This is a genomic window from Microterricola viridarii (genome assembly GCF_001542775.1).
Classification (GTDB): domain Bacteria; phylum Actinomycetota; class Actinomycetes; order Actinomycetales; family Microbacteriaceae; genus Microterricola; species Microterricola viridarii_A.
Genome location: NZ_CP014145.1, coordinates 890,540 through 907,156, shown reverse-complemented (window position 1 = coordinate 907,156; position 16,617 = coordinate 890,540). Strand labels below are relative to the sequence as shown.

The window sequence follows — 16,617 nt, the reverse complement described above, 5'->3', positions numbered from 1 at the left end:
AGTCTCACACTAGTGCCAGAAGGCCGCTGCATCGCGTGAGCGCCACATGCTCAGTTTTTACTCAAGAAGTCCCGGCTGGATTCGTCCAATCGGCGGCGCACGGCGGCGGCCAGCGCTGGAAGCTGCTGGAGCTCCGGGTCGGCCTCCACGAGGCCCTCTGCGGCCCGGCGCGCCTCGAGAATCACCTCGCCGTCCCGTGCCACGCGCAGCAGGCGCAGGGCCGAGCGCCCACCGGACTGTGTTCCTCCCAGCACGTTGCCCTCCCGGCGCAGCTCGAGGTCGATCTGGGCGAGTTCGAAGCCGTCCAGGGTGCCCGCGACGGCGTCCACCCGCTGCCAGCCGGTGCTCTCCGGGGCGGCGGTTGTCACGAGCAGGCAGATTCCCGGCACACCGCCTCGGCCGACGCGGCCGCGCAGTTGGTGCAGCTGTGAGACACCGAAGCGGTCGGCATCCAGCACCACCATCATCGATGCGTTCGGCACGTCGACACCGACCTCAATGACGGTTGTGGCCACGAGCACATCGATCTCGCCGGCTGCGAAGGCCAGCATCGCCGTCTCTTTCTCGTCGCCCGTCATGCGACCGTGCAGCGCCTCGATGCGCCGCCCGGCCAGCTGTGGCAGCGTGCGGAGGCGCTCGAGCACGGCCTGCACATTGGCCATCTGCGGGCGGGCAGGTGCCGGTTCCGCGGCGAGATCGGGGTCGATCTCTGCCTCCTCGCCGGCTTCCAGCGCCCCACCGATCTCGAGCTCCTTCGGCCCGATCGCCGGGCACACCACGAATCCCTGGCGGCCGAGCGCCAGTTCGTCTCCGAGCCGCCGCCAGATCTGGCCCTCCCAGCCCGGTTTCGTCGCCAGCGGGACCGCGAAGCTCTCGATGCCGGGGCGACCCGCCGGTAGCTCGGCGATCACGCTGACGTCGAGGTCGCCGAACACCGTCATGGCAACGGTGCGCGGGATCGGAGTGGCGGTGAGCACGAGCACGTGCGGTTGGCGGCCCTTCAGCCTCAACGCCTCGCGCTGGTCGACGCCGAAGCGGTGCTGCTCGTCGATCACGACGAGCCCGAGGTCATAGAACTCGACGGAGCCGCTGATCAGCGCATGCGTGCCCACGACGATGCGCGCCTGCCCAGAGACGGCGCGCAGCGTGCCCTTGCGGCGGTCGGCGACCGGCTGCTGGCCGGTCAGCAGCGTCGGAACGAGCTCGGCAGCCAGCTCAGGGCCGAGGGCGCGCACGATCGAGCGCAGGTGCTGGGAGGCCAGCACCTCGGTCGGCGCCAGAAGTGCCGACTGACCGCCGGAATCGGCAACGGCCAGCATGGCGCGCAGCGCGACGATCGTCTTGCCCGAGCCCACCTCACCCTGCACGAGTCGGTGCATGGGCGCGCTGGCGGCCAGATCGGTGGCGATCTCGGCACCGACGAGATTTTGGTCTCCGGTCAAGGTGAACGGCAGCGCGGCGTCGAAGCGCTCAAGCAGCCCGCCGGGTTTGGGCACGCGAGGGGTCGCCGGCTCGGCTCGCGAGCGGGCCCGCTGCTGCAGCAGTGCCACCTGCAACACGTAGGCCTCTGTGAAACGCAGGGTACGGCGCGCGGCGATGGAATCGCCCTCTGAATCGGGCCGGTGGATCTGCCAGAGCGCCTGGTGCTGGCTGAGCAGCGACTTCTCGCGCCGCAGCGACGCCGGAAGCGGGTCTTCAGACAGTGTCAGTGCGTCGAGGGCGATGCGCATGATCTTGGTGAGTTGCGCACTCGTCACCTGATTGGTGGCGGGGTAAATCGGGATCGGCGCCTCGGCCCAGCGCCGGGCTTGCTCCTCGGCGGCGAGGCTGGCGGAATCCTTCTCGGAATCGGCGGGCTCTTCGAAGGGCTCGAACTGCGGGTGCGCCAGTTGACGCTTGCCCTTGTAGTCGCTGATCTTGCCGGAGAAGATGCCGCGCACGCCGGGCTGCAGCATGTTCAGCCGCCAGCGCTGGTTGAAGAAGGTCAGCCAGACGTGCGCACGGCCGTCGCTGATCACGATCTCGACGATGGAGCCGCGCTTGGTCTTCATGGTGCGCTCGCGCGCCTCGATCACCTGGCCGATGATGGTCACGTTCTCGCCGAGGGGAAGCTCGGAGAGCGCCGTCAGCTCGCCGCGCTTGGCATAACGGCGCGGGTAGTGCGCGAGCAGATCGGCCATGGTGAGCATGCCGAATGACTTGTAGAGGGCGGATGCCGTGCGCCCGCCGAGCACATTGGCGATCCTGTCATCGAGGGTCGCCTCGCCAGGCGCGATCTGTGCGGCGGGCAGCTCGGGCTGGTCGTGCGCTGAGGGCGCACCCGGAACCGCTGGAGGCTCCGCCGCCGTCTGCCTGCTGAGCGCGGAAGCTGGCTGCTCGATCATTCTTCGATCGTAGACTTCGCCTCCGACACGGTCTTCGGAGCGTCCCCGGATCCCGGTTCCGGCTCGGGCGCAGGCTCTTCGCCTGACACGGACTCGGAGGTCGCTTCGGTCTCCGTCTCGGTCTCGGTCTCGGATTCAATCTCGGTCGCGTTCGTGGACTCGGACTCGGTCGCGTCGTCCGACACCTCGTCGGGCTCGACGTCGGTCATCGCCTGTGAAACGTCGCCCGATGCCTCCTCCGGCGCCTCCTCCGGCACGCCCTCCTGGGCGTCTTCCGACACGTCTTCCTGCGCGGCCTCCGACACAGTTTCCGGAGCCTCCTCTGACCCGGCTACCAGCGCGGCGATCTCCGCGGCGACATAGCGGTCGTCCGGGCGTTGGGCGGCCAGTGCGCGCTGCAGCTGCAGCGCCTCCTCGGTGCGCCCGAGGGTGCGCAGGCAGCGCGCGATCGCCCAGCGGGCGAGGAAGCGCTGCTCTGCCGTGCCGACGCTTGTGGCGAAGTCCAAGGCACGCTCGAAGTGCGGCAACGCCTCCTCCGCACGCCCGTTGTCATGCAGGTACCAGGCCAGGTTGTTGTGCAGGGCGACGCCCCAGCGCTGTGTGCGCGCCTGGCCGGCCGACGCCACCAGTTCGAGGCCGTCGGCTGCCCACTGCTCCTCTTGGCCGGCATCCGTCAGCGCCAACATGTGCACGGCGTCCAGCGCGAGGAAGGTGACGCCACCGGCGACCGCGTCGCGGGCGGCCTTCGTGAACAGGGGCACCGCCTCTTCCGGCACGCCCTCCGCCACACGCAATCGGCCGCGCTCCAGTGCGATGCGGGCGGCAACGATCGGGCTGTCGCTCTGGATGGCGTTCAGCACGGCATCGCCGTCGTCATATTCACCGGTGAGGCCCAGGGCCCGGGCAAGCTGCGTCGCGAGCTCCGCTCTGGCTTCCTCGCTGTATTCCAGGTCGTCGCTGGCCATGCGGAATCTCTCGACGGACAACTGCGGATCTGAGAAATTCCACAGCTGGTCGAGCACCGTCTGGTCAATGGTCTTCGGTGACGAGTTGAGATCTGACACACACCCATCTTCACAGAGTTGACCCCCGTGTGCGGGATAGGCTCGAACCACAATGACACGAATCGTTTCCGGCTTCGCCGGCTCGCTCACCCTGAAGGTTCCCAAACAGGGCACCCGTCCGACCAGCGACCGGGTCCGTGAGGCCATTTTCTCGGCGTTGGAGGCCCGCGATGCGATCGCCGGCCTGCGGGTGCTCGACCTGTACGCCGGCTCCGGCTCCCTCGGTCTGGAGGCGGCAAGCCGCGGCGCCCGCGTCGTCACGCTGGTCGAGAAGAACCCTCAGGCGGCCGCGCTCTGCCGGGCGAACGCCACCGCCGTCACGCGTGCAGCACCCGGCCGCTCAGCGCCGCAGATCACCGTCTCGGGCCAGAGCGTGCAGTCCTTCCTCGACGGCACGAATGCCGGTTTCGATCTCGTCTTCATAGACCCGCCGTACGAGCTCGGCGAGGCCGAGCTGGCGCAGAACCTGGCCGCGCTCGCGCCCAAGCTGCACGAGCTTGCCGTCGTCATGGTGGAACGCAGCTCCCGCTCGCCGGAGCCGCTCTGGCCGGCCGGGCTCGAGCTCGACCGCCGCAAGGACTACGGCGACACGACACTGTGGTGGGCTGCACCCGGCGCAGACGACTCCGCGGAGCCGACCGGGCACTGACCCGGCACCGGCGTCGGGCCACCCTTTCGCTCGCTGGAGCGCTATGCAAGACTCTGTGCGTGAACAGCACCCGCGAAGCGGTTCCAGCAGTCGATGAGCCGTTCGCCCTGTCGTTGGACGGGCGTAGGTTCCGGTTCGGAGCGGTCGTGAGTGGGGCTGCCGACCACGGTCAGTTCGTCACTCTGCTGACCCCGGACGGCCGTGTGCAACTCGGCCAGGTCGACGCGGTCTCGGCCGGACCCGACGCTACCGTCACCGGCGAGGGCGCACTGATCGGCCTGGTCGGCGATTCCGGGCTCGACCCGCTCGGCACCTTCCCGTTCGGCTCGGCCCAGATCTTCATGGCAGACCCGTCGATGATCGACCTGGTCTACGCCTCCGCCGACGCGACGCTGAACGTCGGGTCCATCCTCGGCGCCGACAACGTCTCGGCGCGGCTCATCCCGAAGCGCTTCAACCGGCACACCTTCTGGTGCGGGCAGAGCGGATCCGGCAAGACCTATGCCCTCGGCGTGCTCATTGAACAACTGCTCATCCGCACTCGGCTGCCGATGGTGATCTTCGACCCCAACGCCGACTTCGTGCGCATCGGCGACCTCAGCACCCACGGTGAGGCGGCCGAGTCCGCTGAGGAGGCCGCACTTCTGCAGAGCCGCGACATCCGCGTGCTGCGGCCGGACGGCACCGACGGCGCAGATCCGCTCCTCGTGCGCTTCACCGAGCTGTCGATGCCGTCCAAGGCGGCCGTGCTGCGCCTGGACCCACTCACCGACCGGGCCGAGTACAACGAGCTGTTGCACTTCGAGCGCACCATCGGCAGCCGCACCCCAGAGGACATCATCCCCAAACTGCTGCAGAGTGAGAGCGCGGCCGCCCGCGCGCTGGCGGCGCGGATCGAGAACCTCCGGCTGATCGACTGGGAGCTGTGGGCGGGCGACCGCGTGTCGGTGACGGACGTCATCCGGGAGCGGCCGGATGCGACGGTGCTGGACCTCGGCGGATTCAACCATCCCGACGAATACCTCGTCGTCGCCCTCTCCGTGCTCGATGAGCTCTGGGAGCGGCGCGAGGAGCGCAAGCCCATCCTGATCGTCATCGACGAAGCGCACAATCTGTGCTCGCCTGAGCACAACGAGCCGCTCGACGTGGCGGTGCGGGAACGCATCACCCAAATCGCCGCCGAGGGGCGCAAGTTCGGGCTCTGGCTGCTGCTGTCGACGCAACGCCCGTCCAAGGTCGCCTCCGGCATCCTCTCCCAGTGCGACAACGTTGCTGTGATGCGGATGAGCTCGCCGGCCGACCTCGGCGAGCTTGCGGTGCGGTTCGGTTTCGTGCCGGCGGACATGCTGGCCAGGACGACCGGGTTCAGGCAGGGCGAGGCCTTCTTCGCGGGCGGCTTCGTGCCCGCCCCGACGCTCGCCACGATGCGCACTCGGCTCACCGTCGAGGGCGGGGCCGACGTAAGGGTGCCGCTGCGGGCCGACGGCGCACGCCCGTGATGAACGCCGAGCGACCACTGTCGGCATCCGCGCTGCACCGCGAGGAGGTGCGGGGCCGCTGGGAGCGGGCGACGCGCTGGCCGCTGATCGTGCTCTCGATCGGCTTCCTCGTGGCCTACAGCCTGGTGACGATCCGGCCGAGCTGGACCAGGGACGAGCAGGTCATCATCGTCGCCGTCATGGCGGCGGCGTGGCTGGCGTTCATCGTCGACCCGATCGTGCGGCTGCTGCTGACCGCCCCCCGCCGGCGCTCGGCCTACGTCCGCGCCTACAAGGTCGAATTCTGGGCGGCCGTTCTGCCGATCCTGCGGCCGTTCTCGCTTCTGCGGCACCTGGACTCGACCCCCGGCTTCATCGGCAATGGCGGCAACGCGCTGCGCTCCCGAGTCATCGCCGTGGCCGCCGCCTACGCCGCCATGTACGTGTACGTCATAGCCATCACTGTGCTGCAGGTGGAACGGAATGCGCCGGGCGCAACGATTATGACTTTCGGGGAGGCGATCTGGTGGGCCTTCGTCACCATCGCAACAGTCGGCTACGGCGACTACGTTCCCGTGACGTCGTTCGGTCGCGTCCTGGCCGTGATGCTGATGGCCGGCGGTGTCGTGATCATCGGCACGGCCAGCGCGCTCATCGTCTCTTACCTGTCCGAGCGCATCACCACGCACGGAGCGGGGGCGGCTGCCGCTCAGGCAAAGCCAGAGGCGCCGCCGAGCAAGGACGACGAGGGCTAGTCATCCCGCGTGGCCGTCCCAGCCGCGGTACGGGTCCCAGCCGCCCGGCACATGGGGTGCGCCGTCGACCGTGATGCCGGCCGGCTCCCCCGCTGGCAGGGCGAGGACGCGCCCGATCGGCCGAAACCCGGTGGGAAGAGCCGTGTCGGCCGGGAAGCAAGCGAGCAGCGAGTGGTCCTCTCCGCCGCCGAGCGCGCTCTCCGGGTGGCCGCCGAGCGCGGCGGCGTCGAAATCGATGAGCACCCCACTGGCCCGGGCGATGCGCGTCGCGTCCAGGGCGAGGCCGTCCGAGACGTCCAGCATGGCGGTGGCCCCGGATGCCGCGGCAGCCGCCCCGGCCAGAATGGGCGGCGAGGGCCGCAGCTGGGCCTCGAGTAGGGCCGGGTGCTCGGTGCGCAGCGCGTCGGCGGCAGCGACATCCGGGGTCCCGGCGGCATCGACGCCGCGCGCGAACAGCAGGGCCAGCCCGCGGCCCGCCTGGCCGAGCGTGTTGCCGCCCTCGGCGACGGCGACCACATCGCCCGGCCGCGCGCCGGAGCGCAACACGGGGGCTCGCCCCTCGAGGTCGCCGAACGCGGTCACAGCCAGCGTCAGGGTGTCTGAGACCGAGAGATCGCCGCCGACGACGCCGCAGCCGGGGGCGAGGGCGGCGCACGCCTCGCGCAGCCCGTCTGCGATGCCCTCGAGCACGCTGACCGGCAGCTGCTGAGGGGCGGCGATCGCGACGACGAGGGCGGTCGGTCGGGCGCCCATCGCCGCGACGTCGGAGAGGTTGGTGGCCGCGGCCTTCCAACCGAGGTCCTGCGGGCGCGACCAGGCCAGACGGAAGTCTGGGCCCTGGATCATCATGTCGGTGGTGACGACGAACCGGCCGTCCGGCGCGGCAACGACGGCGGAGTCATCGCCGGGGCCGAGGAGGGCGGCATCCGCGTCGGGTAACCGCGGGAAGAGACGCTGCAGCACCGCGATCTCACTGAGCTCTGCCAGTGTCGGGTCATCGGTTCCGGCGGGGGCGCCAGAGTGGTCGGATTCAGCGCGGGTCATAGTCTCAAGGTAGCCTGAGTAGCGATGCTCTCCCGTACCCTGACCCGCCCGCTGGCCGCCATCGGCTCGGCCCTGCTCATCACCGCGACTCTGGCCGGCTGTGCTTCCGCAGTCGCGCTGGAACCGGCCGCCGACGCCACGAACCCGGGCTGCGCCGAGATCGTCGTGCGCCTGCCCGACGCCCTCGGCGAGCAGAAGCTGCGCGAGACGAACGCGCAGGGCACCGGCGCATGGGGCGACCCGGCCACGATCCTGCTGCGCTGCGGCGTCGAGGTGCCGGGGCCGACCACCGACCAGTGCGTCGAGGTCGGCGGCGTCGACTGGATCGTCGACGAGAGCAACAAGCCGATCTTCCGCTTCGTGACGTACGGGCGCACGCCGGCCACCGAGGTCATCGTCGACTACAACAAGGCCTCCGCCAGCGCCCTGATCGACCTTGTCGGCGCGATCTCGACGATCCCCGCCGAGAACGCCTGCGTCGACGTCAGCGACGTGCTCCCCGCCGGGTAACCTTTCCCGCTCGGTCGCTGGCTTCGGTCGCTAGCGCTCCCTCGAGCCAACGTGAGAGGTCGCATCGGCCAGCGGGGGCGGCGCCGCTCCCTCCCCACGTCGGCTCGAAGGGGCCGCGCAGCACCCGAAGCCGCGGAGCCAACCAGAACGAGTCGCCCACGTTCCTACGAAGTTGGCTTCGGTCGCAAGCTCCCTCAAGCCAACGGGAGAAAGCACGTCGGCTCGAGGGGCCGCGCCGCGACGAAGGAGCAGCGCAGCACCCGAAGCCGCTGAGCCAACCACAACGGGTTGCCCGCGTTCCTGCAAAGCTGGCTTCGGTCGCTGGCGCTCCCTCGAGCCAACGTGAGAAAGCAAGTCGGCTGGAGGGTGCAGCGCCGTTCCCTCCCCACGTCGGCTCGAGGGGGCCGCGCCGCGACGAAGGAGCAGCGCAGCACCCGAAGCCGCGGAGCCAACCCGAACGAGTTGCCCGCGTTCCTGCAAAGTTGGCTTCGGTCGCTGGCGCTCCCTCGAGCCAGCGGGAGGGAGCACGTCGGCTCGAGGGGGCTGCGCCGCGACGAAGGAGCAGCGCAGCACCCGAAGCCGCGGAGCCAACCGGGCCGCGCTAGGTCTCAGCGGCCCAACGAGCCGGCTCGTGCACGCCGTCCTCTCGCACGCGCATGCCCGGGCCGCCCGCGATCAGCGCGTCCTTCCGACGGCGCAGCCAGCCCTGCACCGTGTGTTCACGTGCGAACGCGGCCGCGATGCTGTCGAACTCCTCGTAGTAGACGAGGCGCACCGGTAACCGCCGCGCCGTGTACTTGGCGCCGGAACCGGACTGATGCTGCACCAGGCGGCCATCGAGGCCCCAGGTGCTCCCGGCGTATAGGGTGCCGTCGGCACATCGGAGCATGTACATGTAGGGCATGTAGCCATCGTGTGCGTCGGCGAACGGTGCCGACGGATGCCGGTTCACGTTGTGGAGCACCCCCACCCAACGCGGGACTGTGAGCAACTGACCCGACGGTGTTGGCTTCGGTCGCAAGCTCCCTCGAGCCAACGGGAGAAAGCACGCCGGCTCGAGGGGGCCGCGCCGCGACGGAGGAGCAGCGCAGCACCCGAAGCCGCGGAGCCAACCGGAACGGGTTGCCCGCGTTCCTGGGGTGTTGGCTTCGGTCGCTGGCGCTCCCTCGAGCCAACGGGAGAAAACAGGCCGGCTCGAGGGAGCAGCGCAGCACCCGAAGCCGCCGAGGCAACCAGGACGAGTTGCCCTCGTTCCTGGGGTGTTGGCTTCGGTCGCAAGCTCCCTCGAGCCAACGGGAGGGGCGGGCGGGGGCTAGCGGGGCGCTACTTCGCCAGGGCCACCGCGATCAGCTCGTCGATCAGGGCCGGGTAGCTGAGCCCGGATTTCTGCCAGCAGGTGGGGAACATCGAGATCGGTGTGAAACCGGGCATTGTGTTGATCTCGTTGACGACGAAGCCGTCGGCGGTCAAGAAGAAGTCAACGCGGGCCAGACCCTCGCAGCCGATCGCCTCGAAGGTGCGCACGGCGAGCTCGCGCATCTCGGCCAGCTCGGCGTCGCTGAGCACAGCCGGGCAGACCAGCTCGATGCCGTCTGCGCCCATGTACTTGGCGTCGAAATCGTAGAAGTCGCGGCCGGTCACGACGACCTCGCCGGCGACGGATGCCCGCGGTGCCTCCCCCGGACGACCACCCAGAACACCGATCTCGACCTCGCGGCCGATGATCGTCGCCTCGATGAGCACCTTGTCGTCCTCGGCGAGGGCGACAGTCATGGCATCCGCGAGCTGGTCCAGCGAGGACACCTTGCTGACGCCGACGCTGGAGCCGGCACGGGCAGGCTTGACGAAGACGGGCAGGCCGAGCTCGGCGACCGCGGCCTCGACACCGGCCACGTCGCTCGCCCAGCGGCGCGCGGTGACGGTCTGCCACGGCGCGACGGCGATGCCGGCCTGGCGCAGCACGGTCTTGGTGAAGTGCTTGTCCATGCCGAGGGCGCTGGCGAGCACGCCGGAGCCGACGTAGGGCAGACCGGCCAGCTCGAGCAGACCCTGCACGGTGCCGTCCTCGCCGAACGGGCCGTGCAGGATCGGGAAGACGACGTCGACGGTGCCGAGCGAACGGCTGGTGCCGTCGGCATCCGTGACCATCAGCTCGCGCGAGGCCGTGCTCTCCGGCCAGCGCACGCGCGTGCCGTTGTCGACGACGTGCGGCATGGCGTCAGGGTTCAGCCGGAACAAGGCAGCGTCATCCGGCTGCAGCGTGAAGGCGCCGTCGGCCGTCATCCCGATCGGGATGACGGTGAAGCGTTCGCGGTCAATCGCCGAGAGGACCCCGCCCGCCGTGGCGCAGCTGATCGAATGCTCGCTTGACCGACCCCCAAACAGCAGCGCTACCGTGAGCTTGTGCGTCATCGAGTGTCCTTTCGCCTTGCGGCTCGTCTGAGTCTGTAGTGAGGTGCGGTGCGATGTCGCGCGGGTTCAGCGTGCCGGCCAGAACCTGGCGCACCTGCTCGACGATCGGCATCTCGACACCCTTGGCCTTGGCCAGTTCGAGAATGGGGCTGACGGATGCCAGACCCTCTGTTGTCTGTTGCATCTGCTTGACCACGTCGGCCTGGCTGTAGCCCTGGCCGAGCAGACGCCCCGCGGTGTTGTTGCGCGACAGCGGCGACTGGCAGGTGGCGATCAGGTCGCCGAGCCCCGCCAGACCGGAGAGCGTCTCGGGGTGCGCACCATAGGCGACCGCGAAGTCGGTCATTTCGACCAGGCCGCGGGTGATGATGGAGGCCTTCGTGTTCTCGCCGTAGCCGACACCGTCAACGATGCCGATGGCGACGGCGATGAGGTTCTTCAGCACGCCGCCGAACTCGGTGCCGATCACGTCGGTGTTGACGAAGGTGCGGAAGTAGCCGTTGCGGGCCAGCAGGGCAACGGCCTGCGCCGTTTCGAGGCTGGTGGAGGAGACGACGGCGGCCGTCGGCTGCTCCTTCGCGATCTCGAGGGCCAGGTTCGGTCCGGAGATGGCGGCGATCCTGTCGGTGCTGATCGGCAGAACCTGCTCGATCACCTCGCTCATGCGCAGGCCGGTCGAGCGTTCGACGCCTTTCATCAGCGAGACGATGATCGCGTTCGCCCCGATGTGCGGCTCGGCGGTGATCAGGTTCTCGCGCAGTGACTGGCTGGGCACCGAGACGAACACCTGCTCGGCGCCGGCCAGGGCCAGGTCAAGTCGGGAGGTGGCGCGCAGCGAGATGGGCAGGTTGATGCCGGGCAGGTAGTCGCTGTTGCGCTTGGCTTCCTGGATCTCGCGGGCGAGCTCCGGGCGGCGCGCCCAGAGCACGACATCCGCGCCGCCGTCGGCCAGGATCTTGGCGAAGGTCGTGCCCCAGCTGCCTGCTCCGAGCACGGCGACCCGGGTTCCCGGCTTGATGGTGGGGGTTTTCGGGTTCTTGGGGGCCCTAGGAGTCAAAACGACCCGTCTCTTTCTGGTCGTGCGCGCTGGGGTTCCACCGCTCGGCGGGGGCCTTCTCGCCGCGCAGGTCTTCCAGCAGCATGGTGATGGCGTCCATCACCACGGCGGTCGCGGCGTTGAGGTTGGCCGTGTCGAGCGGCTTGCCGCGGAATGCGTCCAGGTCGACGGGGTCGCCGACCTTGACGAGGATGTGCTTGCGTGGGAAGACGCTGATCTTCTTCGAGTAGCGGGCCATGAGCTGCTGGCTGCCCCAGTGCGCGACCGGGATGACGGGGATGTCGCGCTCGAGCGCGATGCGCACCGCGCCGGTCTTGCCGCGCATCGGCCAGAGGTCGGGATCGCGGGTGAGCGAGCCCTCCGGGTAGACCACGACCATGCGGCCCTTCTCGACCAGCTCCTCCGCCGCACGGAGTGCAGAGTGCGAGTTGTTGCCTGCACGCTCGACGGGGATCTGGCCGGAGGCGCGCAGCGCCCAGCCGAGCACAGGCACCTTGAACACCGAAGCCTTCGCCAGGAAGCGCGGGTAGCGCCCGAGCTTCCAGGCGACAACGCCGACGACGACGGGGTCGATCTCGCTGTAATGGTTCGGGGCGACGACGTATGCACCCTGCCGCGGCATCTTGTGACCGTCGCGGATCTCGAAACGAGCGGCGAGGTTCATCAGCGGCACGGCGATGCCCGCGAAGACCCAAAAGATCGAGGGCTGACTCTTCTCAGAGCGCGGGCGCCGGCCGCGGGCAGTCGTCTGGGGCATCCCCCCATTATCCTTCGACGGCATCAGTCTTCGAGGTCGAAGTCGGCACCCAAGATCTCCAGCTTGCTGATGAAGTTCTCGTAGCCGCGCGCAATGATGCCGACGTTACTCACCGTGGAGGTGCCTTCGGCACTCAGCGCGGCGACCAGGTGGCTGAAGCCACCCCGGAGGTCGGGGACCTCGACATCGGCGCCGTGCAGCTTCGTCGGGCCGGTGATCACCGCGGAGTGGTTGAAGTTGCGCTGGCCGAACCGGCAGGCGTGGCCGCCGAGGCATTCCTTGTGGATCTGGATCGTCGCGCCCATGTCGACGAGCGCGTCGACGAAGCCGAAGCGCTGCTCGTAGACGGTCTCGTGCACGATCGAGACGCCCTGCGCCTTGGTCAGCGCCACGACGAGCGGCTGCTGCCAGTCGGTCATGAAGCCGGGGTGCACGCCGGTCTCGATGATGACCGGGTTCAGCTCGCCACCGGGGTGGTAGAAGCGGATGCCGTCTTCGAGGATGTCGAACGCGCCGCCAACCTTGCGGAAGACGTTGAGGAACGTGAGCATCTCGGCCTGGCGGGCGCCGCCGACGGTGATGTCACCCTCGGTGGCCAGCGCGGCCGCGGCCCAGCTGGCTGCCTCATTGCGGTCGAACAGCGAGCGGTGGGTGTAGCCGCGGAGCGTCTTGACGCCCTCGATGCGGATGACGCGGTCGGTGTCGACCGAGATCGTGGCACCCATCTTCTGCAGGATGTTGATGAGATCCATGATCTCCGGCTCGATGGCCGCACCCTTGAGCTCGGTGATGCCCTCTGCGCGCACCGCGGTCAGCAGCACCTGCTCGGTGGCGCCGACACTCGGGTACGGCAGCTCGACCTTGGCCCCGTGCAGGCCGTTGGGGGCCGACATCCGGATGCCGCTGGGCAGCTTCTCGACGACGGCGCCGAAGGTGCGCAGCACGTCCAGGTGGAAGTCGATCGGGCGGTCGCCGATGCGGCATCCGCCCAGGTCGGGGATGAACGCCTCGCCGAGCCGGTGCAGCAGCGGGCCGCAGAACAGGATCGGGATGCGGCTGGAACCGGCGTGCGCGTCGATGGCGGCGAAGTGGGCCACCTCGACGTTGCTCGGGTCGAGGATCAGCTCGCCCGGTTCCGCACCCTCGCTGACGTGCACGCCGTGCACCTCGAGCAGCCCACGCACGATGTTCACATCGCTGATGTTGGGGACGTCCTTGAGAACGCTGGGGGTTTCGCCGAGCAACGCCGCGACCATCGCCTTGGTGACGAGGTTCTTGGCACCCTTCAGTTCGATGCGTCCCACGAGCGGCTTGCCACCACGAATGGTGATCTTGTCGACCGAGAGGCCGACTGCCGAGCCGTGGTTCTTTGCATCTTCGCCGAGAGTATTCAAATGTTTTCCGCCTGCACGTTCTGCCTCGCTGGGAGGACTACTTAACTGGGAGAGTCTGGGGTCGCCAGCTCTCGCGGGTTGCCTCGAATTCTGAGATCAACGCTTCGTCCCGCAAGGTGAGCCCGATGTCGTCCAGACCTTCGAGCAACCTCCACCGAGTGTAATCGTCCACCTCGAAGGAAAGCTGAAGGTCACCCACAGTAACCGTTCGGTCTACCAGGTCGACGGTCATCTCGGTGCCGGGGTTCGCATCGATGGCGGCCCACAGCTTCTCGATGTCCTCTTCGCTGACCTGAGCGGCCAACAGGCCCTGCTTGCCTGAGTTTCCGCGGAAGATGTCGCCGAAGCGCGGGCTGAGCACGACGTCGAAACCGAAGTCGCGCAGCGCCCATACGGCGTGCTCGCGGGAGGATCCGGTGCCGAAGTCGGCGCCGGCAACCAGAATACGGGCACCGTGGAACTCGGGCTTGTTGAGCACGAATTCCGGGTCCTGCCGCCAGCCGTAGAACAGTGCGTCCTCGAAGCCGGTCTTGGTGACGCGCTTGAGGAAGACGGCGGGGATGATCTGGTCGGTGTCGACGTTGGAGCGGCGGAGCGGCGCCGCGACTCCGGTGACGGTGGTGAACTTCTCCATGGCTACTTCGCCTCTCCTGCGGTTCCGACTGTGCTGTGTTCGAGGTCCCACGGGCTCGACAGGGTTCCGCGGATGGCGGTGGCCGCTGCGACCAGCGGCGAGACCAGGTGGGTGCGCCCGCCCTTGCCCTGGCGGCCCTCGAAGTTGCGGTTGGAGGTCGACGCGCAGCGCTCCCCCGGTGCCAACTGGTCCGGGTTCATGCCGAGGCACATCGAGCACCCGGCGAAGCGCCACTCGGCGCCGAAGTCGGTGATGATCTTGTCCAGGCCCTCTGCCTCGGCCTCTATGCGCACCCGGGCGGAGCCGGGGACGACCATGACGCGCACGCCATCGGCCTTCTTCTGGCCCTGGATGACGCTGGCGAAGGCACGCAGGTCCTCGATGCGGCTGTTCGTGCAGGAACCCATGAAGACGGCATCGACGGCCACCTCCTTGAGCGGGGTGCCCGCTGCGAGGTCCATGTACTCGAGGGCACGCTCGGCGGCGGCACGCTCGTTGGCATCGGCGAAATCGTTCGGGTTCGGCACGCTGTCGCTGAGCGATGCGCCCTGGCCGGGGTTGGTGCCCCACGTCACGAAGGGTTCGAGGGTGTCTGCGTCGATGACGACCTCGGCGTCGAAGGTGGCACCCTCGTCGGTGGCGAGCGTGTCCCAGTAGGCGACGGCGTCGTCCCAGTCCTGGCCGGAGGGCGCGTGGGCGCGGCCGTTCAGGTACTCGTAGGTGGTGGCATCCGGGGCAATCATGCCGGCGCGGGCACCGGCCTCGATCGACATGTTGCAGATCGTCATGCGGCCGTCCATCGACAGGGCACGGATGGCGCTGCCGCGGTACTCGAGCACGTAGCCCTGGCCGCCGCCGGTGCCGATCTTGGTGATGACGGCGAGGATGATGTCCTTGGCGGTGACGCCGGGGCGCAGTTCGCCCTCGACGGTGATCGCCATGGTCTTGAACGGCTTGAGCGGCAGGGTCTGGGTCGCCATGACGTGCTCGACCTCGCTGGTGCCGATGCCGAACGCCATCGCGCCGAAAGCGCCGTGGGTGGAGGTGTGCGAGTCGCCACAGACGACGGTGCTGCCGGGCTGGGTGAGGCCCAGCTGCGGGCCGACGACGTGCACGATGCCCTGCTCGATGTCGCCGAGCGAGTGCAGGCGCACGCCGAACTCCTCGCAGTTGCGGCGCAGCGTCTCGATCTGGGTGCGGCTGGTGAGGTCGGCGATGGGCTTGTCGATGGCCAGCGTCGGCGTGTTGTGGTCCTCCGTCGCGATCGTCAGATCGGGGCGGCGGAGCGGGCGCCCGGCCATGCGCAGGCCGTCGAATGCCTGGGGGCTGGTGACCTCGTGCACGAGGTGCAGGTCGATGTAGATGAGGTCCGGAGTGCCGTCCTCGCCCTTCTTCACCAGGTGGGCGTCCCAGACCTTTTCGGCCAGAGTGCGTGGGCGTGCAATAGTGCGTGATTCGCTAGTCATGTGTGAGCGTCTTCCTCAGTGAATGGTTCTCAGCCAACGTTCTCGGCCAACGACGAACTCCGCGACGAGGGAGGCCTGAAACTAGGACTCGTCGCGGCACAGAAGAAGTCGACCGTACGGCACGACTACAGGCTAGCACCCGGATTCAGGGGGTCGTCGCACGCACGACAACGACCGAAACATTGTCGCGCCCGCCCGCTTCCAGGGCGGCCTGCACCAACTCATCGGTGATGCCGGTGAAATCGCCGCTGGCCTCGTGCCTGGCGAAGATCGCCGAGATCTCGCTCCGCTCCAGCTCCTTGGTCAGCCCGTCCGAACAGACCAGATAGGTGCTGTAGTCGGTCGGCTGGTTCAGCCAGACGTCGACGTCGACGCTGTCCTCTGCGCCCAGCGCACGGGTGATGACGTTGCGCTCCGGATGCTGTTCGGCGTCTTCTGCGCTGATCAGGCCGGCATCCACCATCTCCTGAACCGCCGAGTGGTCGACGCTCTGCTGGCGCAGCACGCGGCCGTCCCAGCCGTAGACGCGCGAGTCGCCGACGTTGAAGACCATCCAGCTGTACGGGCTCTCCTCCCCGCCGTCGACGAGGGCGACGCCGGTGAGCGTCGTGCCGGCCACCGCCGTGCCGGAGTCGCCGACGGTGCTGAGGTCGCGCACGGCATCGTTGGCGGAGTGGATCGCATCGAGCACCTGCTCCGGCGTGCTCAGCACACCCGGTGCGATGTGCTCGGCGAAGACCTGGGTGACGGCCTGGCTGGCCGCGTCGCCCTTGGCATGCCCACCCATGCCGTCGGCGACGAGGAAGACGGGCGGCGCGGCGAGCAGCGAATCCTCGTTCACCTTGCGCACCGCCCCGACATCGCCGCGCGCCTCAATGAAGAGCTCCAGGCTGCCGCCCGGGAACGCGAAGGTGCTCGGCTGGTCTGTTGCCACGTGATTCTCCCGGATGACGGCGACGCGGCAGTGCGCCGCAAGATCGCTCCAAGTTACCAAAACGGCCGCCCGCCCTGCG

The 16,617-nt window shown here is 68.8% G+C and carries 15 protein-coding genes; 4 read left to right on the top strand and 11 right to left on the bottom strand.

The genetic code is table 11. The features are described 5' to 3' along the window. Positions 1-50: 50 nt before the first annotated feature. Both AWU67_RS04040 and AWU67_RS04035 read right to left on the bottom strand, forming a co-directional pair. Positions 51-2,384, bottom strand: coding sequence for an ATP-dependent DNA helicase RecG (locus AWU67_RS04040; protein WP_082716760.1), 2,334 nt, complete (start codon positions 2,382-2,384; stop codon positions 51-53). Further along, entirely contained in the window at positions 2,381-3,448 is a 1,068-nt protein-coding gene (locus AWU67_RS04035) for a tetratricopeptide repeat protein (protein WP_067226858.1), read from the bottom strand. The genes AWU67_RS04040 and AWU67_RS04035 overlap by 4 nt, the downstream gene beginning before the upstream one ends. A 52-nt stretch (positions 3,449-3,500) precedes the next feature. On the opposite strand from AWU67_RS04035, the gene rsmD reads away from it, so the two are divergent. The 3 genes from rsmD (at position 3,501) to AWU67_RS04020 (ending at position 6,330) form a co-directional block, all read left to right on the top strand. Then, a complete protein-coding gene (gene rsmD / locus AWU67_RS04030) occupies positions 3,501-4,097 on the top strand; it encodes a 16S rRNA (guanine(966)-N(2))-methyltransferase RsmD (RefSeq protein ID WP_067226857.1) in 597 nt (198 codons plus the stop codon). Positions 4,098-4,243: 146 nt separating this feature from the next. Next, positions 4,244-5,596 carry an ATP-binding protein gene (locus AWU67_RS04025; RefSeq protein ID WP_234407358.1) on the top strand — a complete coding sequence of 451 codons (1,353 nt, stop codon included), beginning with the start codon at positions 4,244-4,246 and terminating at the stop codon, positions 5,594-5,596. Then, positions 5,596-6,330 (top strand): potassium channel family protein, encoded by a 735-nt coding sequence (locus AWU67_RS04020; RefSeq protein WP_067226856.1) that lies wholly within the window; start codon positions 5,596-5,598, stop codon positions 6,328-6,330. Before AWU67_RS04025 ends, AWU67_RS04020 begins: the two co-directional genes overlap by 1 nt. Here AWU67_RS04020 and thiL read toward each other — a convergent pair whose 3' ends face one another. After that, on the bottom strand, positions 6,331-7,374 hold the full coding sequence (gene thiL, locus AWU67_RS04015) for a thiamine-phosphate kinase (RefSeq protein WP_067226855.1): 1,044 nt from the start codon (positions 7,372-7,374) through the stop codon (positions 6,331-6,333). It abuts the gene before it with no gap. 24 nt (positions 7,375-7,398) lie between these two features. Between thiL and AWU67_RS04010 the strand changes: the two genes are divergently transcribed. Further along, a complete protein-coding gene (locus tag AWU67_RS04010) occupies positions 7,399-7,884 on the top strand; it encodes a DUF3515 family protein (RefSeq protein ID WP_067226854.1) in 486 nt (161 codons plus the stop codon). A 601-nt stretch (positions 7,885-8,485) separates the two neighbouring features. Here AWU67_RS04010 and AWU67_RS04005 read toward each other — a convergent pair. From AWU67_RS04005 to AWU67_RS03970, 8 genes are all read right to left on the bottom strand, one after another. Next, entirely contained in the window at positions 8,486-8,848 is a 363-nt protein-coding gene (locus AWU67_RS04005) for a GIY-YIG nuclease family protein (protein ID WP_234407357.1), read from the bottom strand. A gap of 359 nt (positions 8,849-9,207) precedes the next feature. Beyond that, positions 9,208-10,296: a D-alanine--D-alanine ligase family protein gene (locus AWU67_RS04000; RefSeq protein ID WP_067226853.1), complete on the bottom strand. Its 1,089-nt coding sequence runs from the start codon at positions 10,294-10,296 to the stop codon at positions 9,208-9,210. Beyond that, entirely contained in the window at positions 10,199-11,353 is a 1,155-nt protein-coding gene (locus tag AWU67_RS03995; protein WP_067226852.1) for an NAD(P)H-dependent glycerol-3-phosphate dehydrogenase, read from the bottom strand. The genes AWU67_RS04000 and AWU67_RS03995 overlap by 98 nt, the downstream gene beginning before the upstream one ends. Then, entirely contained in the window at positions 11,343-12,110 is a 768-nt protein-coding gene (locus tag AWU67_RS03990; RefSeq protein ID WP_067226851.1) for a lysophospholipid acyltransferase family protein, read from the bottom strand. Before AWU67_RS03990 ends, AWU67_RS03995 begins: the two co-directional genes overlap by 11 nt. A 23-nt stretch (positions 12,111-12,133) precedes the next feature. Further along, entirely contained in the window at positions 12,134-13,504 is a 1,371-nt protein-coding gene (gene murA / locus AWU67_RS03985) for a UDP-N-acetylglucosamine 1-carboxyvinyltransferase (RefSeq protein ID WP_067226850.1), read from the bottom strand. A gap of 37 nt (positions 13,505-13,541) precedes the next feature. Then, complete coding sequence (leuD, locus tag AWU67_RS03980; protein WP_067226849.1) at positions 13,542-14,138, bottom strand: 3-isopropylmalate dehydratase small subunit; 597 nt, start codon at positions 14,136-14,138, stop codon at positions 13,542-13,544. A 2-nt stretch (positions 14,139-14,140) separates the two neighbouring features. Continuing rightward, positions 14,141-15,604 carry a 3-isopropylmalate dehydratase large subunit gene (gene leuC / locus AWU67_RS03975; protein WP_067226848.1) on the bottom strand — a complete coding sequence of 488 codons (1,464 nt, stop codon included), beginning with the start codon at positions 15,602-15,604 and terminating at the stop codon, positions 14,141-14,143. Between the two features lie 145 nt (positions 15,605-15,749). Next, the gene (locus AWU67_RS03970; protein WP_234407356.1) at positions 15,750-16,538 is read right to left on the bottom strand and encodes a PP2C family protein-serine/threonine phosphatase; all 789 of its coding nucleotides are present in this window, start codon (positions 16,536-16,538) and stop codon (positions 15,750-15,752) included. Positions 16,539-16,617 lie beyond the last annotated feature (79 nt).